Here is a 21,109-nt window from a genome sequence, read left to right on the forward strand (position 1 = left end):
CCGTTCAGCCTTGTCCTACAGGATTTCGCATGCCGTTCACCAGCAAACCGCTCTCGGGTCTGAAAGTCATTGAATTGGGTACGCTGATCGCCGGGCCGTTTGCCTCGCGCATTTGCGGCGAATTCGGCGCCGAGGTGATCAAGATCGAATCGCCGGACGGCGGCGATCCCCTGCGCAAGTGGCGCAAATTGTACGAAGGCACCTCGTTGTGGTGGTTCGTCCAGGCGCGCAACAAGAAGTCGCTGACCCTCAATCTGAAACACCCCGACGGTTTGGCGATCCTGAAAAAGCTGCTGGGCGAAGCCGACATCCTCATCGAGAATTTCCGCCCCGGCGTCCTGGAAAAACTCGGTCTGAGCTGGGAAACCCTGCACGCACTGAACCCGAAACTGGTGATGGTGCGCCTGTCCGGTTTCGGTCAGACCGGGCCGATGAAGGACCAGCCGGGTTTCGGCGCGGTCGGCGAATCCATGGGCGGCCTGCGGTACATCACCGGTTTCGAAGATCGGCCACCGGTGCGTACCGGCATTTCCATCGGTGATTCGATTGCCGCGCTGTGGGGCGTGATCGGTGCGCTGATGGCGCTGCGTCATCGCGAGGTCAATGGCGGACTGGGCCAAGTGGTCGACGTTGCGCTGTATGAAGCTATCTTCGCGATGATGGAAAGCATGGTGCCGGAGTTCGACGTGTTCGGTTTCATCCGCGAGCGCAGCGGCAACATCATGCCGGGCATCACGCCGTCTTCGATCCACACCAGCGCCGACGGCAAGCATGTGCAGATCGGTGCCAATGGTGATGCGATCTTCAAACGCTTCATGCTCGTGATTGGCCGCGAAGATCTTGCCAACGACCCACTGCTGGCCAGTAACGACGGGCGCGACAGTCGCCGGGACGAGTTGTATGGCGTGATTGATCGCTGGGTCAATTCCTTACCACTGCAGACTGTTCTCGACTTGCTCAATCAGGCCGACGTACCGGTCAGCCGGATCTTCAGCGCCGAGGACATGTTCAACGATCCGCAATATCTGGCGCGAGAGATGTTCCTGCATGCCAAGCTGCCGGACGGCAAGGACTTCAAGATGCCCGGCATCGTGCCGAAACTTTCCGAAACCCCAGGTTCATCCGAATGGGTCGGGCCGCAGTTGGGCGAACACAATGCGCAGGTGCTCGGCGATCTGGGCTACGACGCGGCGCAAATCGCTCGGTTGCGTGAAGACGGGGCCATCTGAGCAGCGCTGGGCGCTTGGCTTTTTCGAGCAATAGCCGCGCATTGAGCAAACGCCGGGCAAAAGAAACCCCGAGAAGTGGGGAGACGACTCGGGGTTAAACGGGGTCTGCTTCGAGACCCGTAGCAGCAAGCGACAAGCACCGGAGCACAATGCTTGATCTCGCTGTTATGGGGTCTGACTGACAGGGATGCAGGAAGGTTCCCACAAAAAATATTTCATCTTTACAGGGCCGGACGCTTGTCCAGAGCTGCATTGCGCAACGCCGCAATCACGCAGGGTTCCAACCGCCCTTCGGCGATCATCACGTCACGGTGCAGGCCGTCCACCACGTCGGTCAGCAAGCGCTTGTCGCTCAACTGGGCCTGATTGAATTCGCGTTCCACCACAATGGCGCCGCTGCTGTTCTTCAGCGTCACCAGACATTCACCATGGCTGCCGCGAGGGGTCAGCGTCACCTGATACGGGCTCAGAGCCTCACCGAGCAATAGACTGATACTTTCCATCTCGATCTCCACTCAATAGTCCGAAAACACAGTGCCTGGGGCGTGTTCACATTAAATGACCACCGGCCCGAGAAGAAAGTTCTGCCTGTCGCGTCCCGACCTTGCGGGTCCGCGTCTGACAGAGCATGCACGGCGAAGATGACAGAAAAATAACTGCCGGTTTCAGGCCTCGATGAGCTCCTGCGGGGTGATCAGATAACTGTCCAACAGACCTCTCATCAACACCGCCGAAACCGGCGTTTGCAGCCGTCCCAGCAGGCGCAGGCGCTGCTGGCGGAGCAGCGGCTCCAGATCATTCATCAAACTCTGCGCGACCGAGCCCAGCAGAATCAGGGCACGCGCCTCATGGTGCGCCGCCAGGTGATGAATCAAAGCCAGCCCATCGCCACCTTTGAGCTGCGGATCGCAAATGGCGATATCGACCGCGCCGCGATGCCCCAGTGAACTCAAGGCTGACGCCAGCGAAGGCGCGGTCAATACATCGTAGATGCCGATGGCATTGAGCATTTGATGCAATGCCATCAGCTGGAACGGGTTGGGTTCAAGAATCAGGACTTTAAGCGAGCGCATGGGCGACCTCTGGAGCGATCATCGCGGACTCTCACCGCAGTTGTCGTTCACTCTAGGGCAGGCGTCTTAAGCCTCCCATCAGAAAAGTAGCCGCGTCTTGCAGGACATTTCCCTTCTTTACTGTAGACAGCGACACCCGCTCTCGGTCCTGCGCTGAGTGATATCGGTCCAGCCACCCAACAGGCCGCGCAATTTACCGTCACCGCTGTAAAACGGCACGGTCCACTGATAAACCTCGCGAGACCCGCCCTTGAACAGCAGCTGTCGTTTGGTGAAGCGCGACTTGCGGGTCTGCAACTGGGCGATGAATTCATCGTGCAGCATCCGCGCAGTGGTTTCCGGAAACGCATCGACTTCGATCAGCAGGCGCCCCTGCATCTGGTCCAGGCGCACCGACAGTGCTTCCTCGTAACTGCGATTGCAGATGATCAAGCGCCCGTGCAGATCACGGACAAACACCGGATCCGGCATCGAATCGATCAGGGCGTGCTGAAAGGCCAGTTGATCGCCCAGCTCCTTTTCCGCTGCGCAGCGCAGCTTGATTACGGCTGCCAGACGCCTGTTCCACACCAGCGACAGCATTCCGAAAACGCCGATTACCCCCATCGCCCAACATGCCCACTCGACCAGCCGTTCCCAGACGGAGGGCACGGGCGGCGGCGAAACGCCCGCCAGCCACTTGAGACGCATCGCCCGCAACTCCGCCGCAGGGAACGCTTCCAGCGCCTTGTTGAGAATACTCAGTAGTTGCGGCATGCCTTTTCGTACAGCCAGATGATCGGCTTCCCACTTGCCCTCTACCAAGGCACCGACCTTGAGCATGCCCAACGGATAGAGCTGCGCGCCGATTTCGTTTTCGATGGTTGCGTAGGCTTCACCGCTCTCGACCAGCGCCCGCGCTTCGGCGTAGGTTTTCACCGAGCGTATTTCAATCGACGGATAATCGCGCCGAATCGCATCCTCCAGGGCATGACGGGCGGGCAGCACCAGAACGCGCTTGGCCAGTTGCTCGAAGGACTCCACCCGCGGGGTATTGGCATGTCCGACAAAAACCCAGCCTGCCCCTCCAAAAGCATGACTGAAATCGAGAAACGCCTTGCGATCATCACTCATGGCCAAGGTCGTACTGATGTCCGCGACCCCGCTTTGCAGGCGATCGAGCATATGGTCGGTAGAGAACGATTCCTGGTGCTCGAATTGCAGGCCGGTCATTGCGCTGACGCGCTTGAGCACATCGTTGTTCAGACCGCTCCACTGGCCATGTTCGTCCTGAAACAGGTACAACGGATATTGCACCGATGCCACCGTCACTCTGGGGTTGTCACGTATCCATTGCTGCTCGTGCGCATCCAGCTCGATAGCCTGGACACTGGCTGACGCATTGGCCTGATCGAGTGCCATTTGCGCTGCCACGCCGCTGTGTGTCCACCCCAGCACCGCCAACAAAAACAACCAGCCCAGTGCCGGTTTCAAACCTCTGTAAAACAGCATTGCCATTTCCTTCGTGATCGACTCACCCGTCCTTCGTGGGTGAAAACCCGAGCAGTGTGGCAGCAGAAACAAAAAAGCCCGTCAGGAGACGGGCTTCAAAATGTGACAGCTTTTACTGGCTTAGAGCGGCTTGCCGCGGTTGCCATGCTGGCTGACAAAGGCTTGCACGGCTTTCAGGTCGTTTGGCAGAACCGTGCAGCGCTCGTTTCGCTCAAACAAATCAGAAAGATGTGCAGGTAGTTCGAGCGCTTTTCCTACACCCGCTTTCTCCACTGCCTCAGGAAACTTGACCGGATGGGCAGTACCCAGAATGACCATCGGGATATCCAGGCTGCGACGGCATTCGCGCGCGGCTTTCACACCGATGGCAGTGTGCGGGTCGAGCACCTCACCGGTTTGCTCGTAGACGTCGGCGATGGTTTCGCAGGTCTGCGCATCGTCCACCGCCAGCGAATCGAACAGCTTGCGTGCTTCGGTCCAGCGCTCTTGCTCGACGCTGAAACTGCCGTCCTTTTTGAACGAGTCCATCAGGCCGGCAATCGCCGCACCGTTACGCCCGTGCAGGTCGAACAGCAGGCGCTCGAAGTTCGACGACACCATGATGTCCATCGACGGCGACAGCGTTGCGTGCAGGGTTTCCTTGACGTACTGGTTGCCGCTCATGAAGCGGTGCAGGATGTCGTTGCGGTTGGTCGCGACGATCAACTGGTTGATCGGCAGGCCCATGTTGCGCGCCAGGTAACCGGCGAAGATGTCGCCGAAGTTACCGGTCGGTACCGAGAACGACACCGAACGCGCCGGACCGCCCAACTGCAGGGACGCATGGAAGTAGTAAACGATCTGGGCCATGATCCGCGCCCAGTTGATCGAGTTCACCGCCACCAGACGCGTGCCTTTGAGGAAGCTCTGGTCGGCGAAGCTGTTCTTGACCATTTCCTGGCAGTCATCGAAGTTGCCTTCGATGGCGATGTTGTGGATGTTTTCGCCGAAGATCGTTGTCATCTGCCGACGCTGCACTTCCGATACGCGCTGATGCGGGTGCAGGATGAAAATGTCGACGTTTTCGCAGTGCTTGCAGCCTTCGATGGCCGCAGAACCGGTGTCACCAGAGGTGGCACCGACAATCACCACGCGCTCGCCGCGCTTTTCCAGCACGTAATCGAGCAGACGACCGAGCAGTTGCAGGGCGAAGTCCTTGAACGCCAGGGTCGGGCCGTGGAACAGCTCAAGCACCCATTCATTACCGTTCAACTGACGCAGTGGCGCCACGGCGCTGTGGGCGAACACGCCGTAGGTTTCTTCGAGAATCTTCTTGAAATCGGCGTCCGGAATGCTGCCGGTGACAAACGGGCGCATCACCCGGAAGGCCAGTTCGTGATACGGCAGGCCGGCCCAGGAAGCGATTTCTTCCTGAGTGAAACGTGGCAGGTTTTCCGGGACGTACAGACCGCCATCGGTCGCCAGACCGGCCAGCAGGACCTCTTCGAAATTCAGGGCCGGGGCCTGGCCGCGAGTACTGATATATCGCATTTTTTTTCAAACCTTCGGTTTGAGCTGCAAGCTGCAAGCCGCAAGTCGCAAGTAAAAGCCAGACTGCTTCTCTCTTGCCGCTTGCAGCTCGAAGCTTGCCGCTGCTTTTAGTTCAAATGTTCGACACGGATCCGTACAACCGGGCCGTCGACGCCAGCCAGTGCTTCCAGCGCGGTGATCGCATCGTTGATGCGCTGCTCGACCACGCGGTGGGTCAGCAGGATCATCGGCACCAGGCCGTCATGCTCTTCGACTTCCTTCTGCATGATCGATTCGATATTGATGCCGCGCTCCGACAGGATGCTCGCCACCTGCGCCAGAACGCCCGGATGATCCTTGGCGTGAATGCGCAGGTAGTAAGCGCTTTCGCAGGCTTCGATCGGCAGGATCGGATGGGCCGACAGCGAGTCCGGCTGGAAGGCCAGGTGCGGCACACGGTTTTCCGGGTCGGAAGTCATCGCGCGAACCACGTCGACCAGGTCGGCGATCACCGAGGAAGCGGTCGGCTCCATGCCAGCGCCGGCACCGTAGAACAGCGTCGAACCGGCGGCGTCGCCGTTGACCATCACTGCGTTCATCACGCCGTTGACGTTGGCGATCAGGCGATCGGCCGGAATCAGCGTCGGGTGCACGCGCAACTCGATGCCGGCGTCAGTGCTGCGCGCCACGCCGAGGTGCTTGATGCGATAGCCCAGCGCTTCGGCGTAGTTGACGTCGGCGGTGGTCAGTTTGGTGATGCCTTCGGTGTACGCCTTGTCGAATTGCAGCGGAATGCCGAAGGCAATCGACGCCAGAATGGTCAGCTTGTGCGCGGCATCGATGCCTTCGACGTCGAAGGTCGGGTCGGCTTCGGCGTAACCTAGCGCTTGCGCCTCGGCGAGTACGTCTTCGAACGTACGGCCCTTCTCGCGCATTTCGGTGAGGATGAAGTTGCCGGTGCCGTTGATGATCCCGGCAACCCAGTTGATGCGGTTGGCGGACAGGCCTTCGCGGATCGCCTTGATCACCGGAATGCCACCGGCCACCGCTGCTTCGAATGCCACGATCACGCCTTTCTCGCGTGCCTTGGCGAAAATCTCATTACCGTGAACGGCTATCAGCGCCTTGTTCGCGGTGACCACATGCTTGCCATTCTCGATGGCCTTGAGTACCAGCTCGCGGGCAACGGTGTAGCCGCCCATCAGCTCTATGACGATGTCGATCTCAGGGTTCGTGGCCACTTCGAAGACATCGTTGGTAATCGCAATACCGGTCGTCTGGAACTGAGGCTTTGGCGTGCGCGTGGCAATTTGTGCCACTTCGATTCCACGCCCGGCACGACGAGCAATTTCCTCGGCGTTGCGCTGAAGTACGTTGAAGGTACCGCCACCGACGGTCCCTAACCCACAGATGCCTACTTTGACCGGATTCACTGTGAACTCCCCATGAAACGGCCGACACAGGGTCGGCCGGAAAACAACCGCGTGCTCGCGGCTCTCTGTTGATGGCCCGGCGCTGTTGCCGCCGGACCACGATCGTCAACGGTTGCCCGTGACGATGCGAATTACTTCGCGCCCAGCGCCAGTTTGGCGACTTGTGGCGCCGGCTGGTAGCCCGGAATGACCTGGCCGTCGGCCAAAACGATGGCCGGTGTACCGTTCACGCCGATCGACTGACCGAGGGCGAATTGCTTGGAAACCGGGTTATCGCACTTGGCGGCCTTGATTTCCTTGCCATCGACCATTTTGTCCATGGCGGCTTTCTTGTCTTTCGAGCACCACACTGCTTGCAGCTGCTCGTCACCCGGCGAATTCAGACCCTGGCGCGGGAACGCCACGTAGCGCACTTCAATGCCGCGCTTGTTCAGCTCCGGCACTTCGGCATGCAGTTTGTGGCAGTACGGACAGGTGGTGTCGGTAAACACGGTGATATGCGATTTGGTCTCGCCCACAGCCGGGTAGACCACGGTTTCGGCCACAGGGATGGCATTGATCAGTTTGGAAATGCCCAGGCGTTCGGTCTTCTCGGTCAGGTTGACCGGTTTGCCATTCGCCAGCTGATACAGGTTGCCCTGGACGATGTACTGGCCATCGGCGCTGGCATACAGCACGCGGCTGCCTTTGAGTTTGACTTCGTACATGCCAGGCAACGGGCTGGCACTGATGCTCTCGACCGGAAACTCGAGTTCGAGTTTTTCCAGGCTTTGACGAATGGCTTTGTCAGCCGCGTCGTCGGCGACGGCAAAGGTGCTCACCAACGCAATGGCGGCGGCGGCGAAAATCTGGGTCAGACGCATGAGTACTCCTGAGGGCGGGCCAATGAAACGGTCAGAACGCCCGTGCGAAACACCGGGTCATAACCGTCCATCGTGCAAACCGGCAAAGCCTAACACATAAGGTCACGAGGGCCGAATGCGCCTGTCGCCACACACTCATGAGCAACTGACACATCTTCATGCTTGTACAACTGACCCACAACCACATGTGGCTGACACACATTATTGTGGCGAGGGAATTTATCCCCGATGGTTTGCGAAGCAGCCCTGAACCATCCACCGCGATCTTTCAGTCAAAATCGAGCCAGCCGGGTTTGCGACTGCTGCGCAGCCAAACGGGGATAAATCCCCTCGCCACAGGTCAGTATTTCAACAATATGGGATGTGTCAGCCGCGTGGGTGGTGCTTGGCGTGCAAGTCCTGCAAGCGGGCGCGGGCGACATGGGTATAGATCTGCGTCGTAGACAGGTCGCTGTGGCCGAGCAGCATCTGCACCACGCGCAAGTCCGCGCCATGGTTGAGCAGGTGTGTGGCGAACGCGTGGCGCAAGGTGTGCGGCGACAGCGACTTGCTGATCCCGGCGACCTTGGCCTGATGCTTGATGCGATGCCAGAACGTCTGCCGGGTCATCTGCTCGCCGCGCTGGCTGGGGAACAGCACATCGCTGGGGCGGCCACCGAGCAACTCGCCACGACCATCACGCATATAACGCTCGACCCAGACAATCGCCTCCTCGCCCATCGGCACCAGACGCTCCTTGCTGCCCTTGCCCATCACCCGCAATACGCCTTGGCGCAGGTTGACCTGCTCCAGCGTCAGGCTGATCAGTTCGGTCACGCGCAGGCCACAGGCATACAGCACTTCCAGCATCGCGCGGTCGCGCTGGCCGATGGCTTCGCTCAGATCCGGCGCCTTGAGCAGTGCTTCGACATCGGCTTCCGACAGCGACTTGGGCAACGGCCGCCCCAGTTGCGGCATGTCGACGCGCAACGTTGGGTCGACGCTGATCAGTTTTTCCCGCAACAGATAGCGATAAAAGCCACGCACCCCGGAGAGAAATCTCGCGGTGGAGCGCGGCTTGTAGTTTTGCTCCAGCCGCCACGCCAGGTGATCGAGGATCAATTCGCGGCCGGCATTGATCAGTTCGAGTTTTTTCTCCTGCAACCAGCCGTTGAACAGCGCGAGGTCACTGCGATAGGCGTCGCGGGTGTTGTCGGACAGGCCTTTCTCCAGCCATAAAGCGTCGAGGAATTGATCAATCAGCGGATGGTCGATGGCAGGCATGGGTGCTCGGGGCAGGCAGTTTTTCACACTGCGCGCAAATAGACAGTGAACGACGGGAATGGCCGCTAGTCTTTCATAGCCAGCCAGATCAAGGAACAGGGAGCATCAATGAACGAGCAGCAAATTCTCTTGGCATTTGGCGGGATCGGCGCGGCGGCGCTGGGTTGTCAGTGGCTGGCATGGCGCCTGAAGCTGCCAGCCATTCTTTTTTTGCTGCTGACCGGCATTCTTGCAGGCCCGGTGTTGGGTTGGCTCGACCCGCAGGAAATGTTCGGCCCGCTGCTGATGCCACTGGTGTCGCTGGCAGTGGCGCTGATTCTGTTCGAAGGCAGCCTGACCCTGCACCTGTCGGAATGGAAAGAGATTGGCAGCGTCGTTCATCGACTGGTGACCCTCGGTGCGATCTCGACCTGGATCGTCATCGCGGTGGCAACACATTTTCTGCTGGGCTTCGACTGGATGCTGGCGATTCTGTTTGGCAGCCTGACGCTGGTCACCGGTCCGACCGTAATCGTGCCGATGCTGCGGGTGGTGCGGCCAAAAGCTTCGATTGCCAACATCCTGCGCTGGGAAGGCATCGTCATCGATCCGATCGGCGCTCTGCTCGCGGTAGTGGTGTACAGCTTCATCATCGCCAGCGCTGAAGGCCATGGCCTCAAGCAAAGCCTCTTCACCTTCGGCGGGGTGATTCTCTGCGGCGCCGTGTTTGGTGTCGTCGGTGGTTGGCTGCTGGGGACGGTGATCCGACGTCAGTGGCTGCCGGAATACTTGCATAACCTGGCCTCGCTGGCAGCCGTGCTGGCGATCTTCATCGGTGCCAACCAGGTGATGCATGAGTCCGGCCTGCTGGCGGTGACGCTGATGGGCATGTGGCTGGCCAACATGAAAGGCGTGGACGTGCGGCACATCCTGCACTTCAAGGAAAACCTCAGCGTGTTGCTGATTTCCGGACTGTTCATCCTGCTCGCGGCGCGCCTGGACCTGAACGCGTTGATCGGTCTGGGACCGCTGGTGTTGATTCTGCTGCTGGTGATCCAGCTGATCGCCCGTCCGTTGAATGTTTTGCTCAGCACCGCCGGCTCCAGTCTGAGCTGGCGCGAACGGGCGTTGCTGTGCTGGATCGCGCCGCGCGGGATCGTCGCTGCGGCTGTCTCGGCGATTTTCGCGATTCGCCTGGATGAATCCGGACATGAAGGCGCCCTGCTCCTGGTGCCGCCGACCTTTGCGGTGATCATCGGCACCGTGGTTTTGCAAAGCGCAACGGCGCGACCGCTGGCACGGCTGTTAAAGGTCGCTGAACCGGCGCCAAGCGGTTTTCTGATCGTTGGTGCCAATGGCCCGGCCCGTGAATTGGGCAAGTCGCTGCAACAGCTGGGCAGCCGCGTGCTGCTGACCGATTCGAGCTGGGAGAATATCCGCGCGGCACGCATGGAAGGCTTGCCGACCTATTTCGGCAACCCGGCGTCGCAGCATGCCGACGCGCATCTGGACCTGGTGGGGTTGGGGCATTTGCTGGCGCTGTCACCGTCGGGCGAGCTGAACACATTGGCGGCGATGCGCTTTCGTCATGACTTCGGTCATCAGCGCCTGTTCGGTCTGGCAAGCGGCCACGAAAGCCGCCGCAGCGATAAACATCGGGCGAGCCTGGAACACCGGGGCAATCAATTAGGCAGTGAGGCACTGACCTATTCGAAACTGGCCGGCCAGATGGGCCAGGGAGCGGAGCTTTACAGCACGACATTGACGGACGGCTTCGGCTGGGAGGATTACCAAGCGCTGCACGGCAATCGCGCGACGCTGCTGTTCATGCGTGATGACAGCGGCTGGGTGCATGTGGTGACACCGGAAACGGCGTTGAAACCGGGGGCTGGGTGGACGTTGCTGGCGTTGATTCAACCGCAAGGTTCCAGCGCCTGATGGATCGATTCGCGAGCAGGCCCCACATTCGGACTTCTGTGGGAGCGAGCCTGCTCGCGAAGGCCGCGACTCGGTCACAGATAGACTGAAGATCCTTGCAGCACAAATCCCGGGCAACAAAAAAGCAGCCCGTAGGCTGCTTTTTTCTGCATCGGAAGCTGGGCTTAAGCCAGTTTTTCCTTGATGCGTGCTGCTTTACCCGACAGGTCGCGCAGGTAGTACAGCTTGGCTTTACGTACGTCACCGCGACGTTTAACAGCCATGCTGTCGATCTGCGGGGAGTAGGTCTGGAAAGTACGTTCTACGCCAACACCGTTGGAGATTTTACGAACGGTGAACGCACTGTTCACGCCGCGGTTACGCTTGGCGATTACAACGCCTTCGAACGCTTGCAGACGGGAACGATCGCCTTCCTTCACTTTCACCTGAACGACAATAGTGTCGCCTGGGGCGAAGGTAGGGATTTCTTTGGTCATCTGCTCTGCTTCGAGTGCAAGGATGATTTTGTTGGTCATGCTGTGCTCCTAAGGTAAATCGTTCGATCTACCATCGATACGTTGTTAACTATCGTCCCGCTCGCGGATGTATTCCTCGAGCAGCTTCTTCTCTTCTCCAGAAAGCGAGCGGCTTTCCAGAAGATCGGCGCGTCGTTCATAGGTCCGACCAAGGGACTGCTGTAAACGCCAACGCCGGATATGCGCGTGATTGCCACTCAGCAACACGTCGGGAACACGCTGATCCGCATACACCTCCGGTCGGGTGTAGTGCGGGCAATCCAGCAGACCATCCGTAAAGGAATCTTCCTCAGCGGAATCCGCATGCCCTAAAGCTCCAGGCAGCAGTCGTGTAACCGCATCGATCAGGACCATGGCTGGCAGCTCGCCGCCAGACAGTACATAGTCGCCAATCGACCACTCTTCATCGACATGAGCCTCAATAAAGCGCTCGTCAATGCCTTCGTAGCGGCCGGCAATCAGGATCAATGCATCCGATTGTGCCAGCTCGCGTACCGCCGACTGAGTCAGTTGACGGCCTTGGGGGGACAGGTAAATCACCTTCGCCGCCTCCCCGGCTGCTGCCTTGGCCTGAGCCAGCGCATCTTCCAGGGGCTTGATCTTCATCACCATGCCCGGACCACCGCCAAACGGGCGATCGTCCACAGTGTGATGCCGATCCGTCGTGTAATCTCGCGGATTCCAACAGGTCAGCTGCAAGAGCCCCTGTTTGACCGCACGACTGGTGATGCCGTAATCGCCAATGGCGGAAAACATCTCGGGAAACAAACTGATCACTTCTACGCGCAAGTTAGCCACGTTCAGAAGTCCGCGTCCCAATCCACCTTCATCTCGCCCGCGTCCAGGTCGACGGCCAACACGCATTGCTCCGTATAGGGCAACAGGCGTTCGCGATCATCCAGGCTGCCAGCGCAAGGCTTGACGACCATTACATCATTGGCGCCGGTTTCCAGAAGATGATCGATTTTCCCGAGCAGTTGCCCAAGGGTGTCGATGACCTTCAGACCTTCCAGCTGGTACCAGTAGTACTCGCCTTCGGTCAATTCAGCGAACAGGTTGCGCGGCACGCAGATCTCATAACCGGCCAGAAGACGAGCTTCTTCACGATCATCGAGACCCTTGAGCTTGGCGACCAGGAACTTGTCGCTCCCGCGTCCACTGACCAGCTCGACCTGTTTGACATTGCCTTCGCGCTTGAGCGTCCAGGTTTTGTACTGCAACAGGTTTTCAGTCGGATCAGTAAAGGAATAAACCTTCACTTCGCCGCGAACGCCATGAACAGAATAAATTTTGCCAATAACGATCAAATCATCGGCAGGGGCTGGCGTCGCGTTCATATTGCTCAGGCCGCAGCCTTGGCAGATTCCTTCAACAACTGAGCAACGCGCTCAGAAGGTTGTGCACCAACGCTCAGCCAGTAGGCAACGCGCTCTTGGTTCACGGACAGACGGATTTCCTGACCACGGGCAACAGGGTTGAAGAAACCAACCTGTTCTTTGTGGGAGCCGTCACGCGGGTTACGCGAGTCGGTTACGGTCAGGTGGTAAAACGGGCGCTTTTTGGAGCCGCCAAGGGCAAGACGGATTGTTAGCATGTGAACATCGTTCCTGTAGTCGGTGCTGCAAATCTAAATGCACAGCGGGCATGGGTGCCCGAAAGGCCGCATATTCTAAGGAATATCCGGACTTTTGCAAATGACTTTTTCCGGCGCCCATGGCATGCCGTGCAGATTTGCATAGAGAGCCGTCGATAAAAACGGCCAGTCAGCTCCCGCCGAGTGCGGGTTTGCTGTTGATCCTGCGTCCTTGCAGGGTCTGCGCCGGTGCGACGACCGGCGAAGTCTTTACATTTTCGGCATACCGCCGCCGGGCAACATACCGCCCATGCCGCGCATCATTTTTGCCATACCGCCCTTGGCGGTGAATTTCTTCATCATCTTCTGCATCTGCTTGTGCTGCTTGATCAAGCGGCCGATGTCCTGCACCTGCGTGCCGGAACCCATGGCGATCCGGCGCTTGCGCGAACCGCTGATCAGCTCAGGGTCGCGGCGCTCGGCCGGGGTCATGGAATTGATGATGGCTTCCATCTGCTTGAACTGCTTCTCTGCGGCGTTCTGGGCATTGCCCATCTGCGACAGGTTGACGCCGCCGATGCTCGGCAGTTTGTCCATGAGCCCGCCGAGGCCGCCCATGTTCTTCATCTGTTGCAGCTGATCGCGGAAGTCTTCGAGGTCGAAGCCCTTGCCCTTCTTCAGCTTCTTGGCCAGTTTGTCGGCCTTGTCCTTGTCCAGCGTCGCTTCGGCCTGCTCGATCAGGCTGAGCACGTCGCCCATGCCGAGGATCCGCGAGGCGATACGCTCAGGGTGGAACGGATCGAGCGCTTCGCTCTTCTCGCCCATACCGATGAACTTGATCGGCTTGCCGGTGATGGCGCGCACCGACAGCGCGGCACCGCCACGGGCGTCGCCGTCGACCTTGGTCAGGATCACACCGGTCAGCGGCAGCGCATCGCCGAACGCCTTGGCCGTGTTGGCGGCGTCCTGACCGGTCATGGCGTCGACCACGAACAGGGTTTCGACCGGGTTGATCGCGGCGTGCAGCGCCTTGATCTCGCCCATCATCTCTTCGTCGATGTGCAGACGACCGGCAGTATCGACGATGACCACGTCGATGAATTTCAGTTTTGCTTCTTTAATAGCCGCATTGGCGATGTCGACCGGCTTCTGGCTCAGGTCGGACGGGAAGAACGTCACGCCGATGTCGTTGGCCAGGGTTTCCAGCTGCTTGATCGCCGCCGGACGATAGATGTCCGCCGAAACAACCATGACCGACTTCTTCTTGCGCTCTTTAAGAAAGCGCGCCAGCTTGCCGGCAGTGGTGGTTTTACCCGCGCCCTGCAGACCGGCCATCAGAATCACGGCTGGCGGAACGGCACTCAGGTTGAGGTCTTCGTTTGCCGCGCCCATCAGGCTTTCGAGTTCGGCCTGGACGATCTTCACGAATGCCTGGCCCGGCGTCAGGCTGCGCGACACCTCGGTGCCGACAGCGCGCTCCTTGACCGAATTGACGAAGTCCTTGACCACCGGCAATGCGACGTCAGCTTCGAGCAACGCCATGCGCACTTCACGCAGGGTGTCTTTGATATTGTCCTCGGTCAGCTTGGCCTTGCCGGTGACATGGCGCAGCGTCTGCGAGAGACGGTCGGTTAAGTTTTCAAACATTGCGCGATCCTTTCAGGCCCTGTACGAACCGGGATAATGGCGGCCCAGACCGGAATCAACATGTGCTCGGCGAGCCTGCGGCGTGGGCAGGTCGCGGATTATAGCGAAGACTGCGGCCGGCGGACACCTCGCCGTCAGCTTGCGGAGTCTTTCGTGCCGTGGCGGTTCTATGCCAAACTCAGCGCCTTTCGGGCTCGCCTAACAGGATTTATGCTCCCCTTGTCACCCAGTTTGCTGACCACCCTCGCCGCCGCCCTGCTCTATGCCGCTGCGACCGTCTATCAAAGCACCCGCCTGGCCACCGGCGCCAAGGCGAACAAGCGCCTGCTGGTCAGCCTCGGCGTATTCGCCGTGCTCGCCCACGGCGCCAGCCTGCTTACACATCTATTGACCCCGATCGGCCTTGGCCTGGACTTTTTCAGTGCGTCCAGTCTGATCGCTGCGGCGGTAATCGCCCTGACCCTGCTCGCCTGTTCGCGGATCCCGGTGGAAAACCTGCTGGTGCTGCTGTTCCCGCTGGGCGCGATCACGGTATTGCTGGCGCAGTTCGCGCCGACCGGCACGGTGCAGATCATCGATGAAGAGCCGGGCATCCTCGCGCACATTCTATTGTCGATCCTCGCCTACGGCATGTTCACCATCGCCGTGTTCCAGGCGTTGCTGCTGCTGGTTCAGGACCATCAGCTCAAGCACAAGCACCCGTCCGGGCTGATCAAGAACTTCCCGCCCCTGCAAACCATGGAAAGCCTGCTGTTCGGCTTTCTCTGGGCCGGCTGGACGCTGCTGTCGCTATCGCTGATTTCCGGCTGGCTGTTCGTCGAGAACCTGTTCGCTCAGCATCTGGTGCACAAGACCCTGCTGGCCTGCCTGGCATGGATCGTCTTCAGCGTGCTGTTGTGGGGCCGCAACCGTCTGGGCTGGCGCGGCCACAAGGCGATTCGCTGGACCCTCGCCGGTTTCTGCCTGCTGATGCTGGCGTACTTCGGCAGCAAACTGGTTCGTGAATACATTCTGCACATCTGACGGGCGGCATAAATGGACGGTTTGCCCATAGGGCCGATGCTCGCGGTATTTGTCCTGCTGATTTTATGGTCAGGGCTGTTTACCGCCGTCGAAATCGCGCAGCAGCACCTGCAGGCGCAACGTATCGCCTCGCGCGCCAGCGATAAACCGCTGGCGAAGCTGAGCTTCCCGCTCGACAGCCTGATCCTCTGCAACACCCTGTGCCGCGCCCTCGCAGTGATCATCGCGACGTTGCTGGCGATTTTCCTCTGCGAAGAAAACGGCCCGTGGGCGGCGTGCCTGGGCGCCGGTGGCATCCTGTTGGTGTTCGCTGATTATTTCCCGCGCACAGTGGCTCGGCGCTATCCCGACGCTGTGCTGGCGTTCGGCAATGCCCTGCTGACCGTGCCGATGAAAATCGTCTACCCGTTCGCGTGGCTGTTCTGCCGGGTCAGCGCTTTGTTGATGACCCCGTTCACGCGCAAGGCTCAGGTGGTGCAACAGAGCGAGGACGAGTTGCCGGCCGATCACGATGAGGATCACGACCATCCGGTCCGCACCCACCCGGTATCGGGCATTCATGCGCTGGACAACATCACGGTCAACGACATTCTGGTGCCGCGCAGTGACGTCGACGGCATCAACCTCGACGATTCGATCGAAGAGATCATCGAGCAACTGCGCGAGAACAAACGCACGCGTCTGCCGGTGTTTCACAGTGACATCAATCAGGTCGAAGCGGTGCTCAACACCCGTCAGATCGGCCATTTGCTGAGCAATGGTGGATTGACCCGCGAGGCACTGCTGGCCGCCAGCTACGAACCCTACTTCGTCCCGGAAAGCACGCCGCTGCAACTGCAACTGCTGAACTTCCACAAGCAGCAACGCCGTCTCGGCATGGTCGTGGACGAGTACGGTGAAGTGCTGGGCATCGTCACCCTTGAAGACATTCTCGAAGAGATCGTCGGCGAATTCGAAAGCGAGCACAGCCTCGACAACCCGCACATCCATCCCCAAGCCGACGGGCGTATGGTGATCGATGGCGCCGCATCGATCCGCGACCTGAACAAGTGCCTGGGCTGGCACCTGCCGAGCGACGGGCCGAAGACGCTCAACGGCCTGGTCACCGAAGCGCTGGAAACCATTCCGGAAAGCGCGGTGTGCCTGAAGATCGGGCGTTATCGACTGGAAATCCTCGAGACCGAGGAGAACCGGGTGAGCAAGGTGTTGATCTGGCTGACCTCATCGGTGCCTGCTCTGGTGCCTGCTCGATAAAGCTGCATTGTTTGCGCTTGTTTGATCGTTAGCCCCCTTCCTATAATCGAGGCGCTTACCCAAGCGCCGTCGATCCCTGTGCCTACCCGGCACTGCCCGGATCCTGACTGTTTCCGCTGCAAACCGACGACTGTTCCTACTCGAAACAGCGCTCGCGCCCTACCCCACATCCCTGGGTGTTCGACCATAATAATTCGCTCCACTGGAGCTCATGACTGTCAGGGATCACCGCATGACGACCCATACCGCTTACAGCGAAACCGCGCCTGCCCAGCCGACCAATTCCGCCACCCGCGTGGCCACGGCAAGCTTCATCGGCACCGCCATCGAGTTCTACGACTTCTACGTTTACGCCACTGCTGCGGCGCTGGTGATCGGGCCGGTGTTCTTTCCGCAGACCTCCGGCACGGCGCAGATGCTTTCCGCTTTTCTCACTTTCGGCATTGCCTTCCTCGCCCGACCACTGGGTTCGGCACTGTTTGGCCACTTCGGCGACCGTATCGGTCGTAAATCGACGCTGGTCGCCTCGCTGCTGTTGATGGGGGTGTGCACCACCTTGATTGGCGTGTTGCCGGGCTACGACAGCATTGGGGCCTGGGCGCCGATTCTGCTGTGCGTGCTGCGCTTCGGTCAGGGCCTGGGCCTTGGCGGCGAATGGGGCGGTGCGGCGCTGCTGGCCACGGAAAACGCGCCGAAGGGCAAACGCGCGTGGTTCGGCATGTTCCCGCAGCTCGGGCCATCGATTGGTTTTCTTGCAGCCAACGGCCTGTTCCTGACCTTGGCAATGACCTTGGATGACGAACAGTTCCGCAGTTGGGGCTGGCGTATTCCGTTTCTGCTCAGTGCGGCGCTGGTGATGGTCGGCCTGTATGTGCGCCTGAAATTGCATGAAACGCCAGTGTTCGCCAATGCGATCGCCCGTCAGGAGCGAGTCAAGGTGCCGCTGGTCGAGCTGTTCAGCCAATACTGGGCGCCGACCCTGCTCGGGGCGGCGGCGATGGTGGTCTGCTATGCACTGTTCTATATCTCGACGGTGTTTTCCCTGAGCTACGGCGTATCGACGCTGGGTTACAGCCGCGAAACGTTCCTCGGCCTGTTGTGCTTTGCCGTGTTGTTCATGGCCGCAGCGACGCCATTATCCGCTTGGGCCAGCGACCGTTACGGGCGCAAACCGGTGCTGATCATCGGTGGCGTGCTGGCGATTCTGTCCGGATTCCTGATGGAACCGTTGCTGACGCAGGGCTCGACCTGGGGCGTAGCGCTGTTTCTGTGCATCGAGTTGTTTTTGATGGGCGTGACATTCGCACCGATGGGCGCGCTGTTGCCTGAGCTGTTTCCGACCCACGTGCGTTATACCGGCGCTTCCGCGGCGTACAACCTGGGCGGGATCGTCGGAGCCTCGGCGGCGCCGTTCTTTGCGCAGAAACTGGTGGCGATGGGTGGGTTGAGCTATGTCGGCGGGTATGTGTCGGCGGCGGCGGTGTTGAGTCTGATTGCGGTGTTGTGTTTGAAGGAGACGCGCAATAACGATCTGAATCAGGTCGCCTGAGAGATCGCTATCGCGGGCAAGCCCGCTCCCACAGGGTTTTGGGATTGGTCACAGATTCTGTGTTCACCCAGTCCCATGTGGGAGCGAGCCTGCTCGCGAATAGCTGTCGCGACCCGGTTTACAGCTCGACAACAACCGCCTGCGACGCACGGGTCGCCTTGGCGCGAGCAGCCTCGATCGACTCATCCCGTGCCAGCGCCACGCCCATGCGGCGCTGACCGTTCACTTCCGGCTTGCCGAACAGGCGCAGCGCGGTATCCGGCTCGCTCAGCGCAGCGCCCAGATTGGCGAATGCAGTCTGGGTCGACTGGCCTTCCACCAGAATCACTGCCGACGCCGATGGGCCGAACTGACGGATCAGTGGTACCGGCAGGCCGAGAATGGCGCGGGCATGCAGGGCAAACTGCGACAGGTCCTGGGAAATCAGCGTGACCAGACCGGTGTCATGCGGCCGTGGCGACACTTCGCTGAACCACACCTGATCACCTTTGATGAACAGCTCGACGCCGAACAGACCACGGCCACCCAGTGCTTCAGTGACTGCTTTGGCAACGCGCTCGGATTCAGCCAGAGCAATCGGGCTCATGGCCTGCGGCTGCCAGGATTCCTGATAGTCGCCCTTCTCCTGACGGTGGCCGACCGGTGCGCAGAACGTGGTGCCGCCAATGTGGCGCACGGTCAGCAGGGTGATTTCGTAGTCAAAGTCGATGAAGCCTTCGATGATCACCCGACCTTTGCCGGCGCGACCGCCCTCTTGCGCGTAATCCCAGGCTTTCTGTACGTCATCGGCGCTGCGCAGCAGGCTCTGGCCCTTGCCCGACGAACTCATCACCGGCTTGACCACGCAAGGGAAACCCAGATCCTGAACGGCTTTGCTGTAGTCCTCGAAGGTGTCGGCGAAGTGGTACGGCGAGGTCGGCAGATCCAGCTCTTCGGCAGCCAGACGACGGATGCCTTCGCGGTTCATGGTCAGCTGCGCCGCACGCGCGGTCGGGATCACGGTGAAGCCTTCGGCTTCCAGCTCGACCAGCGTGGCGGTGGCGATGGCTTCGATTTCCGGCACGATGAAGTGCGGCTTCTCGGCTTCGATCACTGCACGCAAAGCAGCGCCGTCGAGCATGTTGATCACGTGGCTGCGATGGGCGACTTGCATGGCCGGCGCGTTGGCGTAGCGGTCGACGGCAATCACTTCAACGCCCAGGCGCTGCAGTTCGATTACCACTTCCTTGCCCAACTCACCACAGCCACACAGCAATACGCGGGTCGCGGTTGGCGACAATGGAGTTCCGATACGGGTCATCTCAGGTCCTCAAAGGAAGCGGATCATCGAGGAAAGCCACGCAAGTGCGCTTTCCATGGGGAGAAAGCGCGGCATTTTACATGAACCCGAGGGTTTGGCTTCAGCTGGCGACAGCCTGTTTGCGATCACGCCAGGCCATGATCAGCCAGACCGCGGTAACGCCGGCGAACTTGGAGGCCAGCGCGGTGATGATCACCGGCGGCGTCAAGGCGTCGATCATGCCGAAAAAGATGAAGGTATCCAGCGGAATGCTCAGCGCCGAACTGATCCACAGACGATCACGCAACGGCCGCTTGGTGATGCTGAACACCAGCCAGTCGATGCACTCGGAGACCGCGAACGCCGTGGCGCTGGCCAGCGCGATGGATGGGTCGGACGTGATGTAGGAGAGCACCAGCGCCGCCAGCATCGCCACGATCGCGCCATGACCGAAGCGCGTTTGCACCATGTCGCGCAGCACAAACACCAGCCCGCCCCAGGCCGACCAGATGATGTCCAGGTGCGGTGCGGTGGAAAAGGCGAAGTTGATCAGCACGACGCTGCTGATGTAGGCGATGAGGAAGATCATGGAGGTGGCCTGTAAATGTGGCGCACAGGTTACTTGAGCGCTGGTATTGCGCCAATAGGTGCGGTGACAGGACCGACGTCTTCGCGAGCAGGCTCGCTCCCACAGTGGAACGCATTTTCAAGGTGGGAGCGAGCCTGCTCGCGAAAGCGGTGGTTCAGACGCCTGACTTCGCGGGAATCATCCAGACCAATCCACTCGCCTTCGCCCGTTCATGACACAACCCCAGCACGACGCGGCGCTCGTCATTGTTCATGCGGCCCCAGCGGGTGATCTCCGCGACCGTGCGCTGGCACCCGGTGCAAACATCATCTTCGTCCAGCGCGCAGATATTCACGCAGGGCGAGGCGACTGGTCGTTCAACAGTCGTCATTGTTCCTGCTCGACCAGATCGCGGGCGTAACGCTGCGAGTTATGCACATAGTGCGCGGCGCTGGCTTCGAGCATATTCTTTTGCGCCTCGGTCAGTTCACGCACGACCTTGCCCGGCGAGCCCATCACCAGCGAACCGTCGGGAATTTCCTTGCCTTCGCCGATCAGCGAATTGGCGCCGATGATGCAGTTTTTGCCGATCTTCGCGCCGTTGAGAATCACTGCGTTGATACCGATCAGGCTGTAATCGCCGACCGTGCAACCGTGAAGCATCGCGTTGTGGCCGATGGTCACGCCGGTACCGATGGTCAGTGGATAGCCCATGTCGGTGTGCATCACCGTACCGTCCTGCACATTGCTGTTCTTGCCGACGAGGATCAGTTCGTTGTCGCCGCGCAACACAGCGTTGAACCAGACGTTGGCGCCCTCTTCCAGGCGAACCTTGCCCACCAGCACGGCATTGGGCGCGACCCAGCTCTGTGGATGGGTTTCGACACGGGCGTCGCCCAGGCGGTATTTCATCTTTTTTCCCT

At 59.9% G+C, this 21,109-nt stretch carries 21 protein-coding genes; 5 read left to right on the forward strand and 16 right to left on the reverse strand.

All coding sequences use genetic code 11. The features are described 5' to 3' along the window. Positions 1 to 29 precede the first annotated feature (29 nt). On the forward strand, positions 30 to 1,229 hold the full coding sequence (locus JWU58_RS22385; protein WP_122699921.1) for a CaiB/BaiF CoA transferase family protein: 1,200 nt from the start codon (positions 30 to 32) through the stop codon (positions 1,227 to 1,229). A 221-nt stretch (positions 1,230 to 1,450) separates the two neighbouring features. Here the strand turns inward: JWU58_RS22385 and JWU58_RS22390 are convergent, their stop codons facing one another. From JWU58_RS22390 to xerD, 7 genes are all read right to left on the reverse strand, one after another. Further along, positions 1,451 to 1,732 (reverse strand): DUF3509 domain-containing protein, encoded by a 282-nt coding sequence (locus tag JWU58_RS22390; protein ID WP_016771530.1) that lies wholly within the window; start codon positions 1,730 to 1,732, stop codon positions 1,451 to 1,453. A gap of 162 nt (positions 1,733 to 1,894) precedes the next feature. Continuing rightward, on the reverse strand, positions 1,895 to 2,302 hold the full coding sequence (locus JWU58_RS22395) for a response regulator (protein WP_122699920.1): 408 nt from the start codon (positions 2,300 to 2,302) through the stop codon (positions 1,895 to 1,897). A gap of 117 nt (positions 2,303 to 2,419) precedes the next feature. Further along, on the reverse strand, positions 2,420 to 3,793 hold the full coding sequence (locus JWU58_RS22400; protein ID WP_206421006.1) for a transporter substrate-binding domain-containing protein: 1,374 nt from the start codon (positions 3,791 to 3,793) through the stop codon (positions 2,420 to 2,422). Between the two features lie 120 nt (positions 3,794 to 3,913). Continuing rightward, on the reverse strand, positions 3,914 to 5,323 hold the full coding sequence (gene thrC / locus JWU58_RS22405) for a threonine synthase (protein WP_024011723.1): 1,410 nt from the start codon (positions 5,321 to 5,323) through the stop codon (positions 3,914 to 3,916). A gap of 107 nt (positions 5,324 to 5,430) precedes the next feature. After that, positions 5,431 to 6,735, reverse strand: coding sequence for a homoserine dehydrogenase (locus JWU58_RS22410; RefSeq protein WP_024011722.1), 1,305 nt, complete (start codon positions 6,733 to 6,735; stop codon positions 5,431 to 5,433). 131 nt (positions 6,736 to 6,866) lie between these two features. Then, positions 6,867 to 7,598, reverse strand: coding sequence for a bifunctional protein-disulfide isomerase/oxidoreductase DsbC (gene dsbC, locus JWU58_RS22415; RefSeq protein WP_206421007.1), 732 nt, complete (start codon positions 7,596 to 7,598; stop codon positions 6,867 to 6,869). A 366-nt stretch (positions 7,599 to 7,964) separates the two neighbouring features. Further along, positions 7,965 to 8,861 (reverse strand): site-specific tyrosine recombinase XerD, encoded by an 897-nt coding sequence (gene xerD / locus JWU58_RS22420; protein ID WP_024011721.1) that lies wholly within the window; start codon positions 8,859 to 8,861, stop codon positions 7,965 to 7,967. Positions 8,862 to 8,969: 108 nt separating this feature from the next. Here xerD and JWU58_RS22425 point away from each other — a divergent pair, with 108 nt between their 5' ends. Beyond that, positions 8,970 to 10,778, forward strand: a complete 1,809-nt coding sequence (locus JWU58_RS22425) for a cation:proton antiporter (RefSeq protein WP_206421008.1) — start codon at positions 8,970 to 8,972, stop codon at positions 10,776 to 10,778. 164 nt (positions 10,779 to 10,942) lie between these two features. On the opposite strand, the gene rplS is transcribed toward JWU58_RS22425, so the two are convergent. The 5 genes from rplS to ffh form a co-directional block, all read right to left on the reverse strand. After that, positions 10,943 to 11,293: a 50S ribosomal protein L19 gene (rplS, locus tag JWU58_RS22430; protein WP_003175895.1), complete on the reverse strand. Its 351-nt coding sequence runs from the start codon at positions 11,291 to 11,293 to the stop codon at positions 10,943 to 10,945. Positions 11,294 to 11,338: 45 nt separating this feature from the next. Then, a complete protein-coding gene (gene trmD, locus JWU58_RS22435; protein WP_038860625.1) occupies positions 11,339 to 12,091 on the reverse strand; it encodes a tRNA (guanosine(37)-N1)-methyltransferase TrmD in 753 nt (250 codons plus the stop codon). Between the two features lie 2 nt (positions 12,092 to 12,093). Next, positions 12,094 to 12,630: a ribosome maturation factor RimM gene (gene rimM / locus JWU58_RS22440; protein ID WP_206421009.1), complete on the reverse strand. Its 537-nt coding sequence runs from the start codon at positions 12,628 to 12,630 to the stop codon at positions 12,094 to 12,096. 5 nt (positions 12,631 to 12,635) lie between these two features. After that, entirely contained in the window at positions 12,636 to 12,887 is a 252-nt protein-coding gene (gene rpsP, locus JWU58_RS22445; RefSeq protein WP_003185073.1) for a 30S ribosomal protein S16, read from the reverse strand. A 249-nt stretch (positions 12,888 to 13,136) separates the two neighbouring features. Continuing rightward, positions 13,137 to 14,513 carry a signal recognition particle protein gene (gene ffh, locus JWU58_RS22450; protein ID WP_007967791.1) on the reverse strand — a complete coding sequence of 459 codons (1,377 nt, stop codon included), beginning with the start codon at positions 14,511 to 14,513 and terminating at the stop codon, positions 13,137 to 13,139. 210 nt (positions 14,514 to 14,723) lie between these two features. Here ffh and JWU58_RS22455 point away from each other — a divergent pair, with 210 nt between their 5' ends. From JWU58_RS22455 to JWU58_RS22465, 3 genes are all read left to right on the forward strand, one after another. After that, positions 14,724 to 15,536, forward strand: coding sequence for a cytochrome C assembly family protein (locus JWU58_RS22455; protein WP_016771539.1), 813 nt, complete (start codon positions 14,724 to 14,726; stop codon positions 15,534 to 15,536). A gap of 12 nt (positions 15,537 to 15,548) precedes the next feature. After that, positions 15,549 to 16,790: a CNNM domain-containing protein gene (locus tag JWU58_RS22460; protein WP_016771540.1), complete on the forward strand. Its 1,242-nt coding sequence runs from the start codon at positions 15,549 to 15,551 to the stop codon at positions 16,788 to 16,790. A 232-nt stretch (positions 16,791 to 17,022) separates the two neighbouring features. Then, complete coding sequence (locus JWU58_RS22465; protein WP_016771542.1) at positions 17,023 to 18,339, forward strand: MFS transporter; 1,317 nt, start codon at positions 17,023 to 17,025, stop codon at positions 18,337 to 18,339. 118 nt (positions 18,340 to 18,457) lie between these two features. Here JWU58_RS22465 and purT read toward each other — a convergent pair whose 3' ends face one another. The 4 genes from purT to JWU58_RS22485 all read right to left on the reverse strand — a co-directional run bounded on the left by purT (position 18,458) and on the right by JWU58_RS22485 (position 21,098). Beyond that, positions 18,458 to 19,639, reverse strand: a complete 1,182-nt coding sequence (gene purT / locus JWU58_RS22470) for a formate-dependent phosphoribosylglycinamide formyltransferase (RefSeq protein ID WP_024011715.1) — start codon at positions 19,637 to 19,639, stop codon at positions 18,458 to 18,460. Positions 19,640 to 19,739: 100 nt separating this feature from the next. After that, on the reverse strand, positions 19,740 to 20,207 hold the full coding sequence (locus JWU58_RS22475) for a VUT family protein (protein ID WP_016771544.1): 468 nt from the start codon (positions 20,205 to 20,207) through the stop codon (positions 19,740 to 19,742). 154 nt (positions 20,208 to 20,361) lie between these two features. Beyond that, positions 20,362 to 20,577 (reverse strand): DUF1289 domain-containing protein, encoded by a 216-nt coding sequence (locus tag JWU58_RS22480; protein WP_039759143.1) that lies wholly within the window; start codon positions 20,575 to 20,577, stop codon positions 20,362 to 20,364. After that, positions 20,574 to 21,098 (reverse strand): gamma carbonic anhydrase family protein, encoded by a 525-nt coding sequence (locus tag JWU58_RS22485; RefSeq protein ID WP_130888428.1) that lies wholly within the window; start codon positions 21,096 to 21,098, stop codon positions 20,574 to 20,576. The genes JWU58_RS22480 and JWU58_RS22485 overlap by 4 nt, the downstream gene beginning before the upstream one ends. Positions 21,099 to 21,109: the final 11 nt, after the last annotated feature.

The organism is Pseudomonas atacamensis (assembly GCF_017167965.1).
GTDB lineage: Bacteria > Pseudomonadota > Gammaproteobacteria > Pseudomonadales > Pseudomonadaceae > Aquipseudomonas > Aquipseudomonas atacamensis.